The organism is Streptomyces sp. NPDC028991 (genome assembly GCF_055564775.1).
Map to the genome: position 1 here is coordinate 105752 of NZ_JBVHVP010000011.1, position 16060 is coordinate 121811.

Consider the following 16060-nt stretch of genomic DNA (forward strand, 5'->3'; position numbering starts at 1 on the left):
CGTCGTCACCCTCGCTCAGCGGCCGTCGTCGCGCACCACGACCACCGGACACACGGCCTGCTGGACGCAGTGCTGGGCCACCGAGCCCAGGAGCAGCCCGGCGAAGCCCCCGAGCCCCCGGCTGCCGACGACGAGCAGGGAGGCTTCGTGTGCCGCCGTGAGCAGGACGTCGGCCGCGGTGCCGTAGCGGGCCTCGGTACGTAGGTCCACCGGTGGCGGCTCTCCCACGGTTTCCCCCACGACCTGGACGAGAGCGCTGTGCGCCCGTGCCCTCACCGCTGCCTCGTCGCTGCTCGACGGGGGCAACCAGCCGAGCGCGCCGTGGAACTGGGGGAGGGTCCAGGCAGTCAGCGCCTCCACCGTGCCGCCGGTGAGTTCGGCTTGACGTACGGCCCAGCGCAGCGCTTGTTTCGACGAGTCCGATCCGTCCACTCCGACCACGACGCGTTCGGTGTTCTGCTTCCGGTCAGCCACGGATCCTCCTTGGTTCGCCAGTGGCGGGCGACTGGCTCGGCCGGCCGAGTACGGGTGCCAGCATCAGCTTCGGCCAAAGGGGCCGGACGCGCAGTTCGGGAGGCGCGGACGGGCCGGAAGCCGCCACGCGGCGGCTCCTCCGATGCCGCGGCGGGCCGAGTACGCCGACGACGGCGTGGCGTCGACGGACTGGTGGGCCGGGTGGCACGGGCACGAGTACGTGGAGGATGGGCCGGGCGGCACGGGCACGAGTACGTGGAGGAGGTGCAGCACGCCTGCGGCAGCCGGGGCTGAATGCCGTGCGAGCGCCGGGCCGTGTCCCCGCGCGGCCTTGTGCGGCGCTGCTCCTTGGCCGGCCTGAAGTCCCAGAAAGTCCCGCAGGCGCCAACAAGCCACCCCCTCCGGCCCAGCATTTGCGCAGATCGGAGGGGGCTTGTCGCTTGTTTCTTCCCAGAGTTTTCAGATGTCCCGGAAGATCTCGATCTGCGCCCCGATCGAGTTCAGCCGCTCCGCCAGGTCCTCGTACCCGCGGTTGATGACGTACACGTTGCGCAGCACCGACGTGCCCTCGGCCGCCATCATCGCCAGCAGGACCACCACGGCGGGGCGCAGGGCCGGCGGGCACATCATCTCGGCGGCGCGCCAGCGGGTGGGGCCCTCGACCAGGACGCGGTGGGGGTCCAGCAGTTGGAGGCGGCCGCCGAGGCGGTTGAGGTCGGTCAGGTAGATGGCGCGGTTGTCGTAGACCCAGTCGTGGATGAGGGTCTGGCCCTGGGCGGAGGCGGCAATGGCCGCGAAGAAGGGGACGTTGTCGATGTTCAGGCCGGGGAACGGCATGGGGTGGATCTTGTCGATCGGTGCTTCGAGTTTGGAGGGGCGCACGGTCAGGTCCACCAGGCGGGTGCGGCCGTTGTCCGCGAAGTACTCGGGCGTGCGGTCGTGGTCGAGGCCCATCTCCTCCAGCACCGCCAGCTCGATCTCCAGGAACTCGATGGGGACGCGGCGCACCGTCAGCTCCGACTCCGTCACCACGGCGGCGGCCAGCAGGCTCATCGCCTCGACCGGGTCCTCGGAGGGGGAGTAGTCCACGTCGGCGTCGATGACCGGCATGCCGTGCACGGTGAGGGTGGTGGTGCCGATGCCCTCCACCCGCACGCCCAGGGCCTCCAGGAAGAAGCAGAGGTCCTGGACCATGTAGTTGGAGGAGGCGTTGCGGATGACGGTGACGCCGTCGTGGCGGGCTGCGGCGAGCAGCGCGTTCTCGGTGACCGTGTCGCCCCGCTCGGTCAGCACGATCGGGCGGTCCGGGCGGACGGTGCGGTCGACCACCGCGTGGTAGTGGCCCTCGGTCGCGGCGACGTCCAGGCCGAAGCGGCGCAGCGCGATCATGTGCGGCTCGATGGTCCGGGTGCCGAGGTCGCAGCCGCCGGCGTAGGGCAGCCGGAAGCGGTCCATGCGGTGCAGCAGCGGGCCGAGGAACATGATGATCGAGCGGGTGCGGACGGCGGCCTCGGCGTCGATGGCCTCCATGTCCAGCTCGGCCGGCGGCACGATCTCCAGATCGGTGCCGTCGTTGATCCAGCGGGTGCGTACGCCGATGGAGTTCAGCACCTCCAGGAGGCGGTACACCTCCTCGATGCGGGCGACCCGGCGCAGCACCGTGCGCCCCTTGTTGAGCAGCGAGGCGCACAGCAGGGCCACGCAGGCGTTCTTGCTGGTCTTGACGTCGATGGCGCCGGAGAGGCGCCGGCCGCCGACCACACGCAGGTGCATCGGGCCCGAGTAGCCGAGGGAGACGATCTCGCTGTCCAGCGCTTCGCCGATGCGGGCGATCATCTCAAGGCTGATGTTCTGGTTGCCGCGCTCGATGCGGTTGACGGCGCTCTGACTGGTGTTGAGCGCCTCCGCAAGCTGTGACTGCGTCCAGCCGCGGTGCTGCCGGGCGTCACGAATGAGCTTGCCGATGCGTACGAGGTAGTCGTCTGCCATGAGGTTGAGGCTATCTCAGATATGAGATGGCACCTCTCGGGGGGCCCGTTGGGGTGACGGGTAGTCAACGTCGCCTCAATGATGCCTGGTCGAGCGGGTGCGCCGCCATCCGAAAGGTCCGGGCAAATCCATCGATGTCGTACGACGTCCCGTGCTGCTGCGGGTGTGGCGCGGGCTGTTCCCGCCTCCGGTCGTGATGGACCAGGAACGTTTGTTGATGTTCAGTCGTACTCCGGGAAGGATCCGGAAGCTCTTGCGGAACGTGAGGGGCATCGCGCCTCCTTCCGAGTCGTGCCGGGTCGTCCCGGCGCAAGTCGGATACCCCCGTTCGGCGTAGTGATGGCCGTGGGGGTCACTCGGAGTGGGGCGCACGCCACACCGCGCCCGGGCATGACCAGCTCGCCCCCATGTACTAGAGTTATCTCGACATCGAGATATCTGCCGAGGCGCACCGCAGCCGCGCGCCGCTAACGGGTCTGGCGGTAAGGCTTACCTAACTTAGCCCTACCTTAGCGGATCGGCCAGGGCGGCGTGGCGGCAGGATGCGGTGGTACGCGCACATAAATGAAGGAGACTGTCGTGTCGGCGAACAGCTTCGACGCCCGCAGCACACTGCAGGTGGGCGACGAGTCTTACGAGATCTTCCGGCTGGACAAGGTCGAGGGCTCCGCGCGCCTTCCCTACAGCCTGAAGGTGCTGCTGGAGAACCTCCTCCGCACCGAGGACGGCGCGAACATCACCGCCGACCACATTCGCGCCCTCGGCGGCTGGGACTCGCAGGCCCAGCCGTCGCAGGAGATCCAGTTCACGCCGGCCCGCGTGATCATGCAGGACTTCACCGGCGTGCCCTGTGTCGTCGACCTCGCCACCATGCGCGAGGCCGTCAAGGAGCTCGGCGGTGACGCGGCGAAGATCAACCCGCTGGCCCCGGCCGAGCTCGTCATCGACCACTCGGTCATCGCCGACAAGTTCGGCACCAACGACGCCTTCAAGCAGAACGTCGACCTGGAGTACGGCCGCAACAAGGAGCGCTACCAGTTCCTGCGCTGGGGCCAGACCGCCTTCGACGAGTTCAAGGTCGTCCCGCCGGGCACCGGCATCGTCCACCAGGTGAACATCGAGCACCTGGCCCGCGTCGTCATGACCCGTGACGGCAAGGCCTACCCGGACACCCTGGTCGGCACCGACTCGCACACCACCATGGTCAACGGTCTCGGCGTCCTCGGCTGGGGCGTCGGCGGCATCGAGGCCGAGGCCGCGATGCTCGGCCAGCCGGTCTCCATGCTGATCCCGCGCGTCGTCGGCTTCAAGCTGACCGGCGAGCTGACGCCCGGCACCACCGCCACCGACCTGGTGCTCACGATCACCGAGATGCTGCGCAAGCACGGCGTCGTCGGCAAGTTCGTCGAGTTCTACGGCGAGGGCGTGGCGGCCACCAGCCTCGCCAACCGCGCCACCATCGGCAACATGTCGCCGGAGTTCGGCTCCACCGCCGCGATCTTCCCGGTCGACGACGAAACGCTGAACTACATGCGCCTGACCGGCCGCTCCGACCAGCAGGTCGCGCTCGTCGAGGCGTACGCCAAGCAGCAGGGCCTCTGGCTGGACCCGAAGGCCGAGCCCGACTTCTCCGAGAAGCTGGAGCTCGACCTGTCGACGGTCGTGCCCTCCATCGCCGGCCCGAAGCGCCCGCAGGACCGCATCGTCCTCGCGAACGCCGCCGAGCAGTTCAAGCAGGACGTGCGCAACTACGTGGACAGCGTGGACGAGGCGGGCCAGGAGTCCTTCCCGGCCTCCGACGCCCCCGCCGTCACCAACGGCGTCCCGTCCAACCCGGTCCCGGTCACCGCCCCCGACGGCACCACCTACGAGCTGGACCACGGTGCGGTGACGGTCGCGGCCATCACCTCCTGCACCAACACCTCCAACCCGTACGTCATGGTCGCCGCCGCCCTGGTGGCCAAGAAGGCGGTGGAGAAGGGCCTGACCCGCAAGCCGTGGGTCAAGACCACCCTCGCCCCGGGCTCCAAGGTCGTCACCGACTACTTCGAGAAGTCGGGCCTGACCCCGTACCTCGACAAGGTCGGCTTCAACCTGGTCGGCTACGGCTGCACCACCTGCATCGGCAACTCCGGCCCGCTGCCGGACGAGGTCTCCAAGGCCGTCAACGACCACGACCTCGCCGTCACCTCGGTCCTCTCCGGCAACCGGAACTTCGAGGGCCGCATCAACCCCGACGTCAAGATGAACTACCTGGCGTCCCCGCCGCTGGTGGTCGCCTACGCGCTCGCGGGCTCCATGAAGGTGGACATCACCAAGGACGCCCTGGGCGCCGACCAGGACGGCAACCCGGTCCACCTGAAGGACATCTGGCCCACCGAGGCCGAGGTCAACGAGGTCGTCGCCAGCGCCATCGGCGAGGACATGTTCACCAAGTCCTACAGCGACGTCTTCGCGGGCGACGCCCAGTGGCAGGCGCTGCCGATCCCGACCGGCGACACCTTCGAGTGGGACGCCGAGTCCACCTACGTGCGCAAGCCCCCGTACTTCGAGGGCATGCGGATGGAGCCGGCCCCGGTCGAGGACATCTCCGGCGCCCGCGTGCTGGCCAAGCTGGGCGACTCGGTCACCACCGACCACATCTCCCCGGCCGGTGCCATCAAGGCCGACACCCCGGCCGGCAAGTACCTCACGGAGCACGGCGTCGAGCGCCGCGACTTCAACAGCTACGGCTCGCGCCGCGGCAACCACGAGATCATGATCCGCGGTACGTTCGCCAACATCCGGCTGCGCAACCAGATCGCGCCGGGCACCGAGGGCGGTTACACCCGCGACTTCACCCAGGCCGACGGTCCGGTGTCGTTCATCTACGACGCCTCGCGGAACTACCTCGAGCAGGGCATCCCGCTCGTCGTCCTGGCCGGCAAGGAGTACGGCTCCGGCTCGTCCCGCGACTGGGCGGCCAAGGGCACCGCGCTCCTCGGCGTCAAGGCCGTCATCGCCGAGTCCTACGAGCGCATCCACCGCTCGAACCTCATCGGCATGGGCGTCCTGCCGCTCCAGTTCCCGGAGGGCCAGACGGCCGGTTCCCTCGGCCTGACCGGCGAGGAGGCCTTCTCCGTCTCCGGCGTCACCGCGCTGAACGAGGGCACCACCCCGCGCACGGTGAAGGTCACCACCGACACCGGCGTCGAGTTCGACGCGGTCGTCCGCATCGACACCCCCGGTGAGGCGGACTACTACCGCAACGGCGGCATCCTGCAGTACGTGCTGCGCAGCCTGATCCGCAAGTAGGCGGCAGGGAACAACAGCTGAGGGCCGCACCCCCGTCGCCGGGGGTGCGGCCCTCGCCTGTGCCCCGGTGGGGCAACCGCGTACGTCCTAGAACATGATGCGGTACGCGTTCCAGCCGCCGCTGCCGATCTTCACGCGGGACTCGTACGGGGAGCCGGCGTAGCCGGTGCCCTTGTACAGGTACAGCGCGCCCTTCTTGTCCCGGGCGATCAGGTCGGTGATGCCGTCGACGTCGATGTCACCGACGGAGACGATGTTGTTGTACGTGTTCCAGCCACCGCCGATGCGGGTGCGGGACTTGAACGGCGCCTGGTAGCTGCCGGTGCCCTTGTAGAGCCAGAGCACGCCGGAGCCGTCCTTGGCGACGATGTCGGCCTTGCCGTCGCCGGTCAGGTCGCCCTTGCCGGTGATGTGGGTGTACGTGTCCCACCCGCCGCCGACCCGGTAGCGCTTGGTCAGCGTGCCGGTGCCGTAGCCGAGGTACAGCCACAGGACGCCGGACTTGTCGCGGGCGATCAGGTCGTCGGCGGCGGCGCCACCGAGGTTCGCGCCCGAGAACAGCTGGTTGTAAATGTTCCAGCCGTTGCCGACGAACTTGTGGTCGCCCTCGGTGTCCCACTGGGCGTAGTAGAGCTGGCCGCCGTCCGTGACGTGCCACAGGCCGTCCGAGGAACCGTCGGCGTCGTGGTCCACCTGCGTCATGAAGCGGGCCCACTCCCAGCCGTAGCCGGAGTACCAGGCGGAGTCGATTCCGTCGTCGTCGGTCTCGCTGGTGGGCGGGTAGCCCCACAGGGTCCCGTCGCGGTCCACGCCATACAGCGCGTTGACCGGAGCGTCGCCGGGCAGGGCGGAGGCGTTGTACCTCTCGGCGCCCGACGGCTTCACGTCGATAGGCGCCCGGGACGCGGTGGGTCCCGGCTCGTCGGCGGCGACAGCGGCACTCGTGCCGGTCGCCACCAGGGCGGCGGTGAGCGCCGCAGCCGTGGCACGCGCCAGGGCGCGACGCGTGTTCAGGCCGGAGCTTTTGGCCACGTGGGTCCTCCATTTGGTCATGCCGAAGGGGATCGCGGACCGGGGTACGGTCCAGCAGGATCCGGATAACTCCGTGATCCTTACACATGGCCTTTACATGTCAATCAGATTTACGTTCGGTTGTGAACTGGTATCGAAACGGGAACACAAGTGCAACGTGAGTCGTGCAACCATTCCCGTGCCAGGTGTGTCGAAGTGGACCGGAACTGGCCGGTGCGGTGCGTCAGTTGCCCGTACCGCCCTCCCATCGCCCCGCCAGCCAGCTCAGTTGGCGCCGCACATGCACCGCGTCCCCGCCCTCGTGCCCGTTGAACGGGTACGCGTGGATCTCCTTGCGGGGGTCCACGCCGGACGCTTCCCCGTACCGGTTGAAGGCGGCGTACACCCCGCTCGGCGGGCACACCGTGTCGCGCAGGCCCACGCCGAAGTGGGCGGGGGCGTGCGCGCGCCGGGCGAAGGAGACGCCCTCCACGTACGACAGGGTGCGGCAGGCGGCCTGGACGGTGTGATCGCCCCGGCGCACCGACAGATACGCGGCGATCTCGCCGTACGGTCCCGCGTCGCTGAGGTCCAGTGCCCGCCGGATGCCGCACAGCAGCGGGGCGGAGACCAGCACCGCCGCCAGGTCCGGGACCAGGCCCGCGACGGCCAACGCCAGCCCGCCGCCCTGGCTGTTGCCGACGGCCGCGACACGCCCCGCGTCCACGCCGGGCAGCGCCCGCACCGCGGCGACGGCGCGCACCGCGTCCGTGATCAGGCGGCGGTAGTGGTAGGCGTACGGGTCGAGCAGGCCCCGTACCGCCGGGCCCGGACCGCCCGGTGCGCCGGCGTGCGGGTCCGGGGTGTCACCGCCGCAGCCGTACTGGTCGCCCTGGCCCCGGTTGTCCATCAGCAGGTGCGCGTACCCGGCCGCAGGCCAGGTCAGGCGCTCGTGCGGCAGGCCCCGCCCGCGCCCGTAGCCCGCGTACTCGACGACCGCCGGCAGCGGTGCGTTCGCATCGGCGGGTCTGCTGAGCCAGGCGCGCACCGGATCGCCGCCGAAGCCCCGGAAGGTCACGTCCCAGGTCCGCGTAAGCCGTAGCCCGGTCTCCACCGGATGCGCGGACACCAACGGGTCACCGGCGGCCACCGACTCCGCGAGGGTGCCGCGCCAGAAGGCGTCGAAGTCGTGGGGTTCGTCGGGGGCCGGGCGGTAATTCTCCAACTCCGTCTGCGGCAGGTCGAAGGCGGGCACGGTGGCACCTCGCACTGGGCTCGGGGGACAGTGGGCGGCCGATCGTTGCGGTCCCATCTCAGAAAGGTGCGACCGACCGTAACAGCTCGGCCGCGGCTTTCCCCAGGTGCGAGTCCAACGGGCCCGGCCGCGCGCACGCTTCAACATCCCGGTGTGTACTGGCCATTGACAGCGCTTTCCCGCTGCCCCTAAGTTGCCGCGAAGTTACCGGTAAGCGCTCGAAAGTTTCGGAACCGCGTCCCGTGTCCCACGCCACCGGGAGACCCGAGCATGAGCACCTCCACCACGCCGGCTCCACCACCACCCGGCACGCAGGACCCGCCCGCGGCGCGGGCCGCACCGAGCTCCGAGCGCCGCCACGCGCCCACCGGCTGGCGGCGGGCGCTGCGCCGCGACTGGCAGCTGTACTCGCTGGCCGTGCTGCCGCTGCTGTTCTTCCTGGTCTTCCGCTATCTGCCGATGGTCGGCAACGTGATCGCCTTCCGCCGCTTCGAACCCGGCGGTTCGATCCTGGGGGAGCACTGGGTCGGCCTCCGCTACGTCGAGATGTTCCTCACCGACCCCACCTTCTGGCAGGTGTTCCGCAACACCCTGTGGATCGGCGGCCTCACGCTTCTCTTCTGCTTCCCCATCCCGATCGTGCTCGCGCTGCTCCTCAACGAGGTGCGCACGCGGGCGCTGAAGCGGTTAGTGCAGTCGGTGTCGTACCTGCCGCACTTCCTGTCGATCGTGATCGTCGCCGGTATCACCCTGCAGATGCTCGCCACGGACGGGCCCGTCAACCACGTCCTGGGCTGGTTCGGGCACGACCCGATCCGGTTCATCCAGGAACCCGAGTGGTTCCGCACCATCTACGTCGGCTCGGAGATCTGGCAGACCGCCGGCTGGGGCACCATCCTCTACCTGACCGCGCTCACCACGATCGACGACGACCTCTACGAAGCTGCCCGCATCGACGGCGCGAACCGCTGGCGGCAGATCTGGCACGTCACGCTGCCCGGCATCCGCCCCACCATGATCACGCTGCTGATCCTCAACATCGGCACCTTCCTGGCGGTCGGCTTCGAAAAGATCCTGCTGCTCTACAACCCGCTGACCTACCAGACCGGTGACGTGATCTCCACGTACCTCTACCGCACCGGTGTCGAGTCCAACAGCTTCAGTTACGCCGCCGCCATCGGCCTGTTCGAGGCGGTCATCGGCCTGGTGCTGATCACCTCGGCCAACCTGCTCTCGCGCCGCACGGTGGGGACGAGCCTGTGGTGAACACCGACCGGCCCACCCGCGGCTACCGCGTCTTCCAGGGCGTCAACGGCCTGATCCTCACCGGCGTCGTCGTGGTGACGCTCTACCCCTTCCTCAACATCGTCGCCCGCTCCTTCAGCGGTGAGCGCCAGATCCGTGCGGGCGAGGTGACGCTGTGGCCCAAGGGCTTCAACCTCACCACCTACGAGATCGTCTTCCAGGACGGCACCTTCTGGCGCAACTACGGCAACACCGTGTTCTACACGCTCGTGTCCACCGCCATCGCGATGCTCCTGACCACCTGCTACGCCTACGTCCTGTCGAAGAAGCACCTCAAGGGACGCGGACTCCTGGTCGGCATCGCCGTGTTCACCATGTTCTTCTCCGGCGGCCTCATCCCCACCTATGTGCTCATCACCAGCCTCGACCTGAAGAACACGGTGTGGGCGCTGGCCCTGCCCAACGCGATCAGCGTCTTCAACCTGCTGGTGATGAAGGCCTTCTTCGAGAGCCTGCCGGACGAACTGGAGGAGGCCGCGCAGATCGACGGCCTCAGCACCTACGGCACCCTGCTGCGGATCGTGCTGCCGCTGTCCAAGGCGGTCGTGGCGACGATGGTGCTGTTCTACTCGGTGTCCTTCTGGAACTCCTGGTTCGGCGCCTTCCTCTACATGGACCGGGCCGAACTCATGCCGGTCACCGTCTATCTGCGCAACCTCATCGCGGGCGCCACCGGCGGCACCGGCGCCGGCGCGGGCACCGAGCAGCTCACCCAGGTCGCGGCCAACATCCAGGCCGTCACCATCGTGCTCACCGCGTTGCCCATCCTCTGCGTGTACCCGTTCGTCCAGCGCTACTTCGTGTCGGGCGTGATGCTCGGCGCGGTCAAGGGCTGAGCCCCCCCGCCACATCCAGGGAGTAACCGTGAAGAACGCAGGACAGCTTTCACGACGCCAGGTCCTGGCAGCCGCGGGCTTCGCCGGCCTCGCCGCGCTCACCGGCTGCGGCAGCGGCGACGACGGCGGGGACGCCAAGGACCTGTCGAAGAAGCGGAACGGCGCGATGAAGGAGTACCGGGCCGGACAGCGGTTCAAGGCGACGAAGCCGCTCACCTTCTCGCTGCTGAACCTCAGCAACCCCGTCTACCCGCCGAAGGACGACTGGCTGTTCTGGAAGGAGCTCACCAAGCGCACCGGCGTCACCTTCGAGACCACCGACGTGCCCTACAGCGACTACGAGAAGAAGCGCAGCCTGCTCATCGGCGCGGGCGACGCGCCCCTGCTCCTGCCCAAGACCTACCCCGGACAGGAGACGCCGTTCGTCTCGTCGGGGTCCGTCCTCCCGGTCAGCGAGTACGTGGAGCTGATGCCCAACTTCCGCGACAAGGTGCGCAGATGGAAACTGGAGCCCGAGGTGGACTCCCTGCGCCAGTCCGACGGCCGGTACTACCTGCTGCCGGGCATGCACGAGCGGGTCAAGTCCGGCTACTCCCTCGCACTGCGCACCGACGTCCTCGACCGGCTGGGGCTGGGCCTGCCGGCCACCCTCGACGAGGTGGCCGACGTCTTCCGGGCGATCAGGTCGGAGTACCCCGACCGCTACCCCTTCTCCGACCGCTGGAACCAGCCCGAACCCGCCGGTGCCCTGCTCGGGTACATCGGCCAGGCCCACGGCGTCCGGGCCGGCTGGTCGTACCTGAACACCAGCTGGGACGCCGAGGGCGGGAAGTTCGTCTTCACCGGCTCCACCGACGGGTACCGCCAGATGATCGAGTACCTGCGGAAACTGGTCGACGAGAAGCTCGTGGACCCGGAGGGCTTCACCCAGAGCGACGACGACGCGGTCAAGAAGCTGCTCTCCGAGAGGTCCTTCGCGATCAGCGCCAACCCGCAGGAACTGGTGCAGAACTACCGCTACAACCTCGAGCGGCAGGTCGAGGGCGCGACGATCGAGATGATTCCGGCTCCGCTCGGACCGGCGGGACCGGTGGTGCTCGGCGGCTCCCGCCTGGAGAACGGCATGATGATCTCCGGCGACGCCCTGAAGCGCGACGACTTCGTCGCGCTCATACAGTTCGTGGACTGGCTCTGGTACTCCGACGAGGGCCAGGAGTTCACCAAGTGGGGCGTCGAGGGCGTCACCCACACCGCCTCGGACGGCCGGTTCCGGGTCGCCGACGGCATCAGCCTCATGGGCTCCGACCCGGACGCGCCCAAGGACCTCCAGAAGGACTACGGCTTCCACAACGGCGTCTTCTCCTACGGCGGCAGCTGGGAACTGGTCTCCTCCTCCTTCGGCCCCGACGAGAAGAGGTTCCAGGACGCCATGTCCGGGCGCAGGCAACTCCCCGTCGACCCCGCCCACCCCCTCCAGTCCGTGGAACAGGAACAGGCCACCCTCTGGGACACCCCGCTCAAGGACCACGTCCGGCAGAACACCCTCCAGTTCGTCCTCGGCAAACGCCCGCTGTCCGAATGGGACGCCTACGTGTCCGAGCTGAAGGCAAAGAACATGGACCGCCTCGTCGACCTGCACAACAAGGCCCACGACCGCTTCCGGAAGGAACACGGGTGATCCGCGTCCCCGCCGAGGCGGCCGGCCCCTTCCCCGACGCCTGGCGGTACTGCGTCGGCACCGGCCGCCTCGACCTCGCCCTGCGCCGCGACTACCAGGACTCCCTCGCCCTGCTCCAGCGCGACATCGGCTTCCGGCACATCCGCGGCCACGGCCTGTTCAGCGAGGGCATGGCCGTCCACCGCCCCTACACCCACCGGGGCACCCGGCACGTCCACCACTCCTTCACCCACGTCGACCAGGTCGTCGACGCGTACCTCGCCGCAGGCATCCGGCCCTTCCTCGAACTCGGCTTCATGCCGCACGACCTCGCGAGCGGCGACCGGACGGTGTTCTGGTGGCGCGGAAACGTCACCCCGCCCCGCGACGTCGCCGAGTGGGCCGCGCTGGTCCGGGCGACCCTCACCCACCTCGTCGACCGGTACGGCCTCGACGAGGTCCGCACCTGGCCCGTGGAGGTCTGGAACGAGCCCGACCTGCCCGACTTCTGGCAAGACGCCGACGAGGGCGCGTACCACCGGCTCTACGAGAGGACCGCGCACGCCGTGAAGGACGTGGACGCCGGCCTCCGGGTGGGCGGACCGGCGGTGTCGCCGGGCGCGGGACCGGGCTGGCTGGAGCGGTTCGCCGAGTTCGCCGAACGCCGGGACGTGCCCGTCGACTTCGTCTCCCGCCACGCCTACAGCTCCGGACCCGCCCGGCACGTGCCGTTCGGCGTGCACCAGACCCTCGCCCCGGCCGGGAACCTGCTCGACCAGTTCGCCGAGCCCCGCCGCACGCTGAAGGGGACGCGGCTCGCGGACGCGCCGGTGCACATCACGGAGTTCAACTCCTCCTACCGGCCCGACAACCCGGTCCACGACACCGCCTTCCACGCCGCCTACCTCGCCCCGGTCCTGGCGGCCGGCGGGGACCTCGCCGACTCCTTCTCGTACTGGACGTTCAGCGACGTCTTCGAGGAGACCGGCGTCCCCACCGCCCTGTTCCACGGCGGCTTCGGGCTGCTCACCCACCGGCAGGTACGGAAACCGACGTACCACCTCTACGCCTTCCTCGCCCGCATGGGCCCCGACCTGCTGGCCCGCGGCGACGACCACCTCGTCACCCGGCACCCGGACGGCCGGGTCACCGTCCTGGCGTGGGCGCCCGTGGACCCGTCCGGCGCCACACCCGGACCGGACGGGCACGCCGTGCGGTTCTCCCTCCCGGTCGGCGGACGCGGCGAGGCCTTCGTCCGGCGTCTCACCGTCGACGAGGAGCACGGCAACGCGTACACCGCCTGGCGCCGCATGGGCAGCCCCCGCTCACCGCGCCCCGACCGACTCGACGTCCTCCACGAGGCCGCCGAACCCGCCCGCACCCACCGGCGCCTGCCCGTCCAGAACGGCCGCGTCGACCTGCCCCTCACCCTCGCCCGGCACGAGGTCACCTTCGTCGAGCTGAGCCCCGTCCACGACGAGACCCCGCCCTGGTGGGACGAGCGCCGCCTGCTCGGCCGGGAGCCGGGATGAGCGGCGCACCCACCGCACGCCCCGCCGGCTTCGGCACCGGCGTCCTGTCCCGCGCCGCCGCCCTGATCCACACCCTGCTCACCGTCGAGGCCCTGCTGCTCCTGGCCACGGCACCGGGCCTGGCCGGCCTGCTCCTGCTCGCCCCCGACCCCGCCAACCTCCCCCTCGCCGCCCTCTGCCTGCTGCCCCTCGGACCGGCCCTGTCCGCCGCCGTGTACGCCCTGCACCACCGCGGCGGCGACCTCACCGACCTCCACCCGGCCCGCACCTACTGGCGCGGCTGGCGGCTCAACGCGCTCCCGGCGCTGCGGCTGTGGGCGCCCCTGCTGGCCTGGCTCACCGTGATCGCCTTCACCCTCACCCACTTCACCGCCACCGGCCTGCCCGGATGGTGGGCGGTGCTGCTCGCGGCCGTCGGCGCCGGCTCCCTCCTGTGGGCCGCGCACGCCCTCGTCCTCACCTCCCTCTTCGCCTTCCGTGCCCGCGACACCGGCCGCCTCGCCGCGTACTTCCTGCTCCGGCAGGGCCGTGCCACCCTCGGCGCCGCCTCGCTGCTGATCCTGGCCGCCGCCCTGACCGCCCTGCTGACCGAGGCCCTGACCGCCCTGCTGGCCGCCCCGCTGCTGCTCTCCCTGCTGCACAGCAGCCGCCCGGTGATCGCCGAGACCCAGGAGGACTTCACCGCATGACAGCGCCCCGCACCCCGAGGATCCCGTACGGCGGCGACTACAACCCCGAGCAGTGGCCCGAGGACGTGTGGGACGAGGACCGGCGCCTGTTCACCCGGGCGGGCATCGACACCCTCACCGTCGGCGTCTTCTCCTGGTCCCTCACCCAGCCCGGGCCGGGCACCTACGACTTCGCGGTCCTCGACCGGGTCCTGGACCGCGCGGCCGACGAAGGCCGCCGCGTCTGCCTGGCCACCGGCACCGCGGCCCTCCCGCCCTGGCTCGCCAGGCGCCACCCCGAGGTCAACCGCACCGACTTCGAGGGCCGCAGGCACCGCCACGGGCAGCGGCACAACTTCTGCCCCAGCTCACCGGCGTACCGGAAGGCGGCCACCGCGCTGGCGGCCCGCCTGGCCGAACGCTACGCCGGCCACCCCGCCCTGCTCGCCTGGCACATCAACAACGAGTACGGCGGCGCCTGCCACTGCGACCTGTGCGCCGGAGCCTTCCGCGCCTGGCTGCGCGAGCGCCACGGCACCCTCGACGCGCTCAACGACGCCTGGTGGACCACCTTCTGGTCGCACCGCTACACCGACTGGGACCAGATCGAGGTGCCCAGCGCGCTCACCGAGCACTGGCGGGGCCCCGACCACACCGCCTTCCAGGGCATCACCCTCGACTACCACCGCTTCACCACGGACGCCCTGCTCGGCTGCTTCCTGGCCGAGAAGGAGGCGATCCGCGCACACGATCCGGTCACCCCCGTCACCACCAACTTCATGGGCCTGTACCGCCCCCTCGACTACCATCGCTGGGCGCCCCACCTCGACTTCGCCTCCTGGGACAGCTATCCGCCCCTGGACGCCCCGCCCACCCGGGCCGCGCTCGGCCACGACCTGACGCGCGGCCTCAAGGACGGCGCCCCTTTCTGGCTGATGGAGCAGACCCCGTCCACCACCGCCTGCCGCGACGTGAACCCCCTCAGACGTCCGGGGGAACTGCGCCTGGCCACCTTCCAGGCCATCGCGCACGGCGCGGACGCCGCCCTCTACTTCCAGCTGCGCGCCTCGCGCGGCGCCTGCGAGAAGTACCACGGGGCGGTCATCGGCCATGCCGGGCGAGACGACACCCGAGTCTTCCGCGAGGTCGCCGAGCTGGGCCGGGAGCTGGCCGGCCTGGGCGGCGCCACCCTCGGCGCGCGCACCCCCGCCCGCACCGCGCTGCTCTTCGACTGGGACAGCTGGTGGGCCCTGGAGATCTCCGACGGCCCCTCCCGGCTGGTCCGCTACCCGGACGTCGTCCACGCCTACTACCGGGCCGCCCGCGAAGCCGGCGCCGACGTGGACGTCGTCCCGCCCGCCGCCGACCTGACACCGTACGACGTGGTCCTCGCCCCAGTGCTGCACCTGGTCAAGGACGGCCTCCCCGAACGCCTGGCGGCCCTGGTCCGGCGTGGCGGCACCGTCCTCGCCACCTTCCTCACCGCCCGCTGCGACGAGCACGACCGCGCCTTCCTCACCGACGTACCCGGCCCGCTCGCCCCGCTCATGGGCATCCGCGTCGACGAGTGGGACGCCCGCCCGCCGGACGTCGTGCAACCGGTCGCCCTGGGGGAGTTCCGGACCACCGCCCGGCTCGTCTTCGAGATCGTGCGGCCGCGCGGCGCCGAGCCGATCGGCACGTACGGCGCCGACTTCTACGCCGGCACCCCGGCCGTCACCCGCCACCGCGTCGGCGCGGGAGAGGCCTGGTACGTCGCCACCGCCCTCGACCGGCCCGGCGTCGACCACGTCGTCCGCCGCGTCCTCGACCGGCACGGACTCGCCGGCCCCTACGCGGACCACCCCGCCGTCGAGACCGCGACCCGCGTCACGCCCGCCGGCACCCGCCTGCTGTTCCTCCTGAACCACGCCCCCGAACCGGCTCTCCTGACCGCCCACGCCACCGCCACCGACCTGCTCGGGGGCACGCGCACGGTCGAGGGACAAACGTTCTCCCTGGACCCGCACGGCGTCGCGGTCCTGCGCCTCGCGTAGCCG

Annotated in this window: 12 protein-coding genes; 7 read left to right on the plus strand and 5 right to left on the minus strand. The window is 70.3% G+C overall.

The genetic code is table 11. The annotated features are described in order from the left end of the window. Positions 1–15: 15 nt before the first annotated feature. The 3 genes from ACZ4V1_RS22085 to ACZ4V1_RS22095 form a co-directional block, all read right to left on the minus strand. Positions 16–474, minus strand: a complete 459-nt coding sequence (locus tag ACZ4V1_RS22085; RefSeq protein ID WP_468338693.1) for a universal stress protein — start codon at positions 472–474, stop codon at positions 16–18. A 459-nt stretch (positions 475–933) separates the two neighbouring features. Continuing rightward, a complete protein-coding gene (locus tag ACZ4V1_RS22090) occupies positions 934–2463 on the minus strand; it encodes a helix-turn-helix domain-containing protein (RefSeq protein ID WP_073732162.1) in 1530 nt (509 codons plus the stop codon). 75 nt (positions 2464–2538) lie between these two features. After that, positions 2539–2736, minus strand: a complete 198-nt coding sequence (locus tag ACZ4V1_RS22095; protein ID WP_468338695.1) for a DUF4236 domain-containing protein — start codon at positions 2734–2736, stop codon at positions 2539–2541. Between the two features lie 306 nt (positions 2737–3042). Here ACZ4V1_RS22095 and acnA point away from each other — a divergent pair, with 306 nt between their 5' ends. Beyond that, a complete protein-coding gene (gene acnA / locus ACZ4V1_RS22100; RefSeq protein ID WP_468338696.1) occupies positions 3043–5757 on the plus strand; it encodes an aconitate hydratase AcnA in 2715 nt (904 codons plus the stop codon). A gap of 87 nt (positions 5758–5844) precedes the next feature. Here acnA and ACZ4V1_RS22105 read toward each other — a convergent pair whose 3' ends face one another. Next, positions 5845–6789: an FG-GAP repeat domain-containing protein gene (locus ACZ4V1_RS22105; protein ID WP_468338698.1), complete on the minus strand. Its 945-nt coding sequence runs from the start codon at positions 6787–6789 to the stop codon at positions 5845–5847. Positions 6790–7012: 223 nt separating this feature from the next. Continuing rightward, positions 7013–8023: an acetylxylan esterase gene (locus ACZ4V1_RS22110; RefSeq protein WP_468338700.1), complete on the minus strand. Its 1011-nt coding sequence runs from the start codon at positions 8021–8023 to the stop codon at positions 7013–7015. Positions 8024–8293: 270 nt separating this feature from the next. On the opposite strand from ACZ4V1_RS22110, the gene ACZ4V1_RS22115 reads away from it, so the two are divergent. Genes ACZ4V1_RS22115 through ACZ4V1_RS22140 form a run of 6 tightly spaced genes read left to right on the plus strand, consistent with a single transcriptional unit; the run spans position 8294 to position 16057 of the window. After that, the gene (locus ACZ4V1_RS22115) at positions 8294–9289 is read left to right on the plus strand and encodes an ABC transporter permease (RefSeq protein WP_468338702.1); all 996 of its coding nucleotides are present in this window, start codon (positions 8294–8296) and stop codon (positions 9287–9289) included. Further along, the gene (locus ACZ4V1_RS22120) at positions 9283–10164 is read left to right on the plus strand and encodes a carbohydrate ABC transporter permease (protein WP_468338704.1); all 882 of its coding nucleotides are present in this window, start codon (positions 9283–9285) and stop codon (positions 10162–10164) included. Before ACZ4V1_RS22115 ends, ACZ4V1_RS22120 begins: the two co-directional genes overlap by 7 nt. A gap of 28 nt (positions 10165–10192) precedes the next feature. Beyond that, the gene (locus ACZ4V1_RS22125; protein ID WP_468338706.1) at positions 10193–11842 is read left to right on the plus strand and encodes an ABC transporter substrate-binding protein; all 1650 of its coding nucleotides are present in this window, start codon (positions 10193–10195) and stop codon (positions 11840–11842) included. Then, positions 11839–13353: a GH39 family glycosyl hydrolase gene (locus tag ACZ4V1_RS22130; protein ID WP_468338708.1), complete on the plus strand. Its 1515-nt coding sequence runs from the start codon at positions 11839–11841 to the stop codon at positions 13351–13353. The genes ACZ4V1_RS22125 and ACZ4V1_RS22130 overlap by 4 nt, the downstream gene beginning before the upstream one ends. Next, complete coding sequence (locus ACZ4V1_RS22135; protein WP_468338710.1) at positions 13350–14042, plus strand: YesL family protein; 693 nt, start codon at positions 13350–13352, stop codon at positions 14040–14042. Before ACZ4V1_RS22130 ends, ACZ4V1_RS22135 begins: the two co-directional genes overlap by 4 nt. Continuing rightward, positions 14039–16057, plus strand: coding sequence for a beta-galactosidase (locus ACZ4V1_RS22140; protein ID WP_468338712.1), 2019 nt, complete (start codon positions 14039–14041; stop codon positions 16055–16057). Before ACZ4V1_RS22135 ends, ACZ4V1_RS22140 begins: the two co-directional genes overlap by 4 nt. Positions 16058–16060 lie beyond the last annotated feature (3 nt).

What these genes read in the sequence shown, in the direction of transcription:
- ACZ4V1_RS22090 (WP_073732162.1), bottom strand. Translation starts at nt 2,463, where the DNA reads ATGGCAGACGACTACCTCGTACGCATCGGCAAGCTCATTCGTGACGCC.
- ACZ4V1_RS22095 (WP_468338695.1), bottom strand. Translation starts at nt 2,736, where the DNA reads ATGCCCCTCACGTTCCGCAAGAGCTTCCGGATCCTTCCCGGAGTACGA.
- ACZ4V1_RS22115 (WP_468338702.1), top strand. Translation starts at nt 8,294, where the DNA reads ATGAGCACCTCCACCACGCCGGCTCCACCACCACCCGGCACGCAGGAC.
- ACZ4V1_RS22135 (WP_468338710.1), top strand. Translation starts at nt 13,350, where the DNA reads ATGAGCGGCGCACCCACCGCACGCCCCGCCGGCTTCGGCACCGGCGTC.
- ACZ4V1_RS22140 (WP_468338712.1), top strand. Translation starts at nt 14,039, where the DNA reads ATGACAGCGCCCCGCACCCCGAGGATCCCGTACGGCGGCGACTACAAC.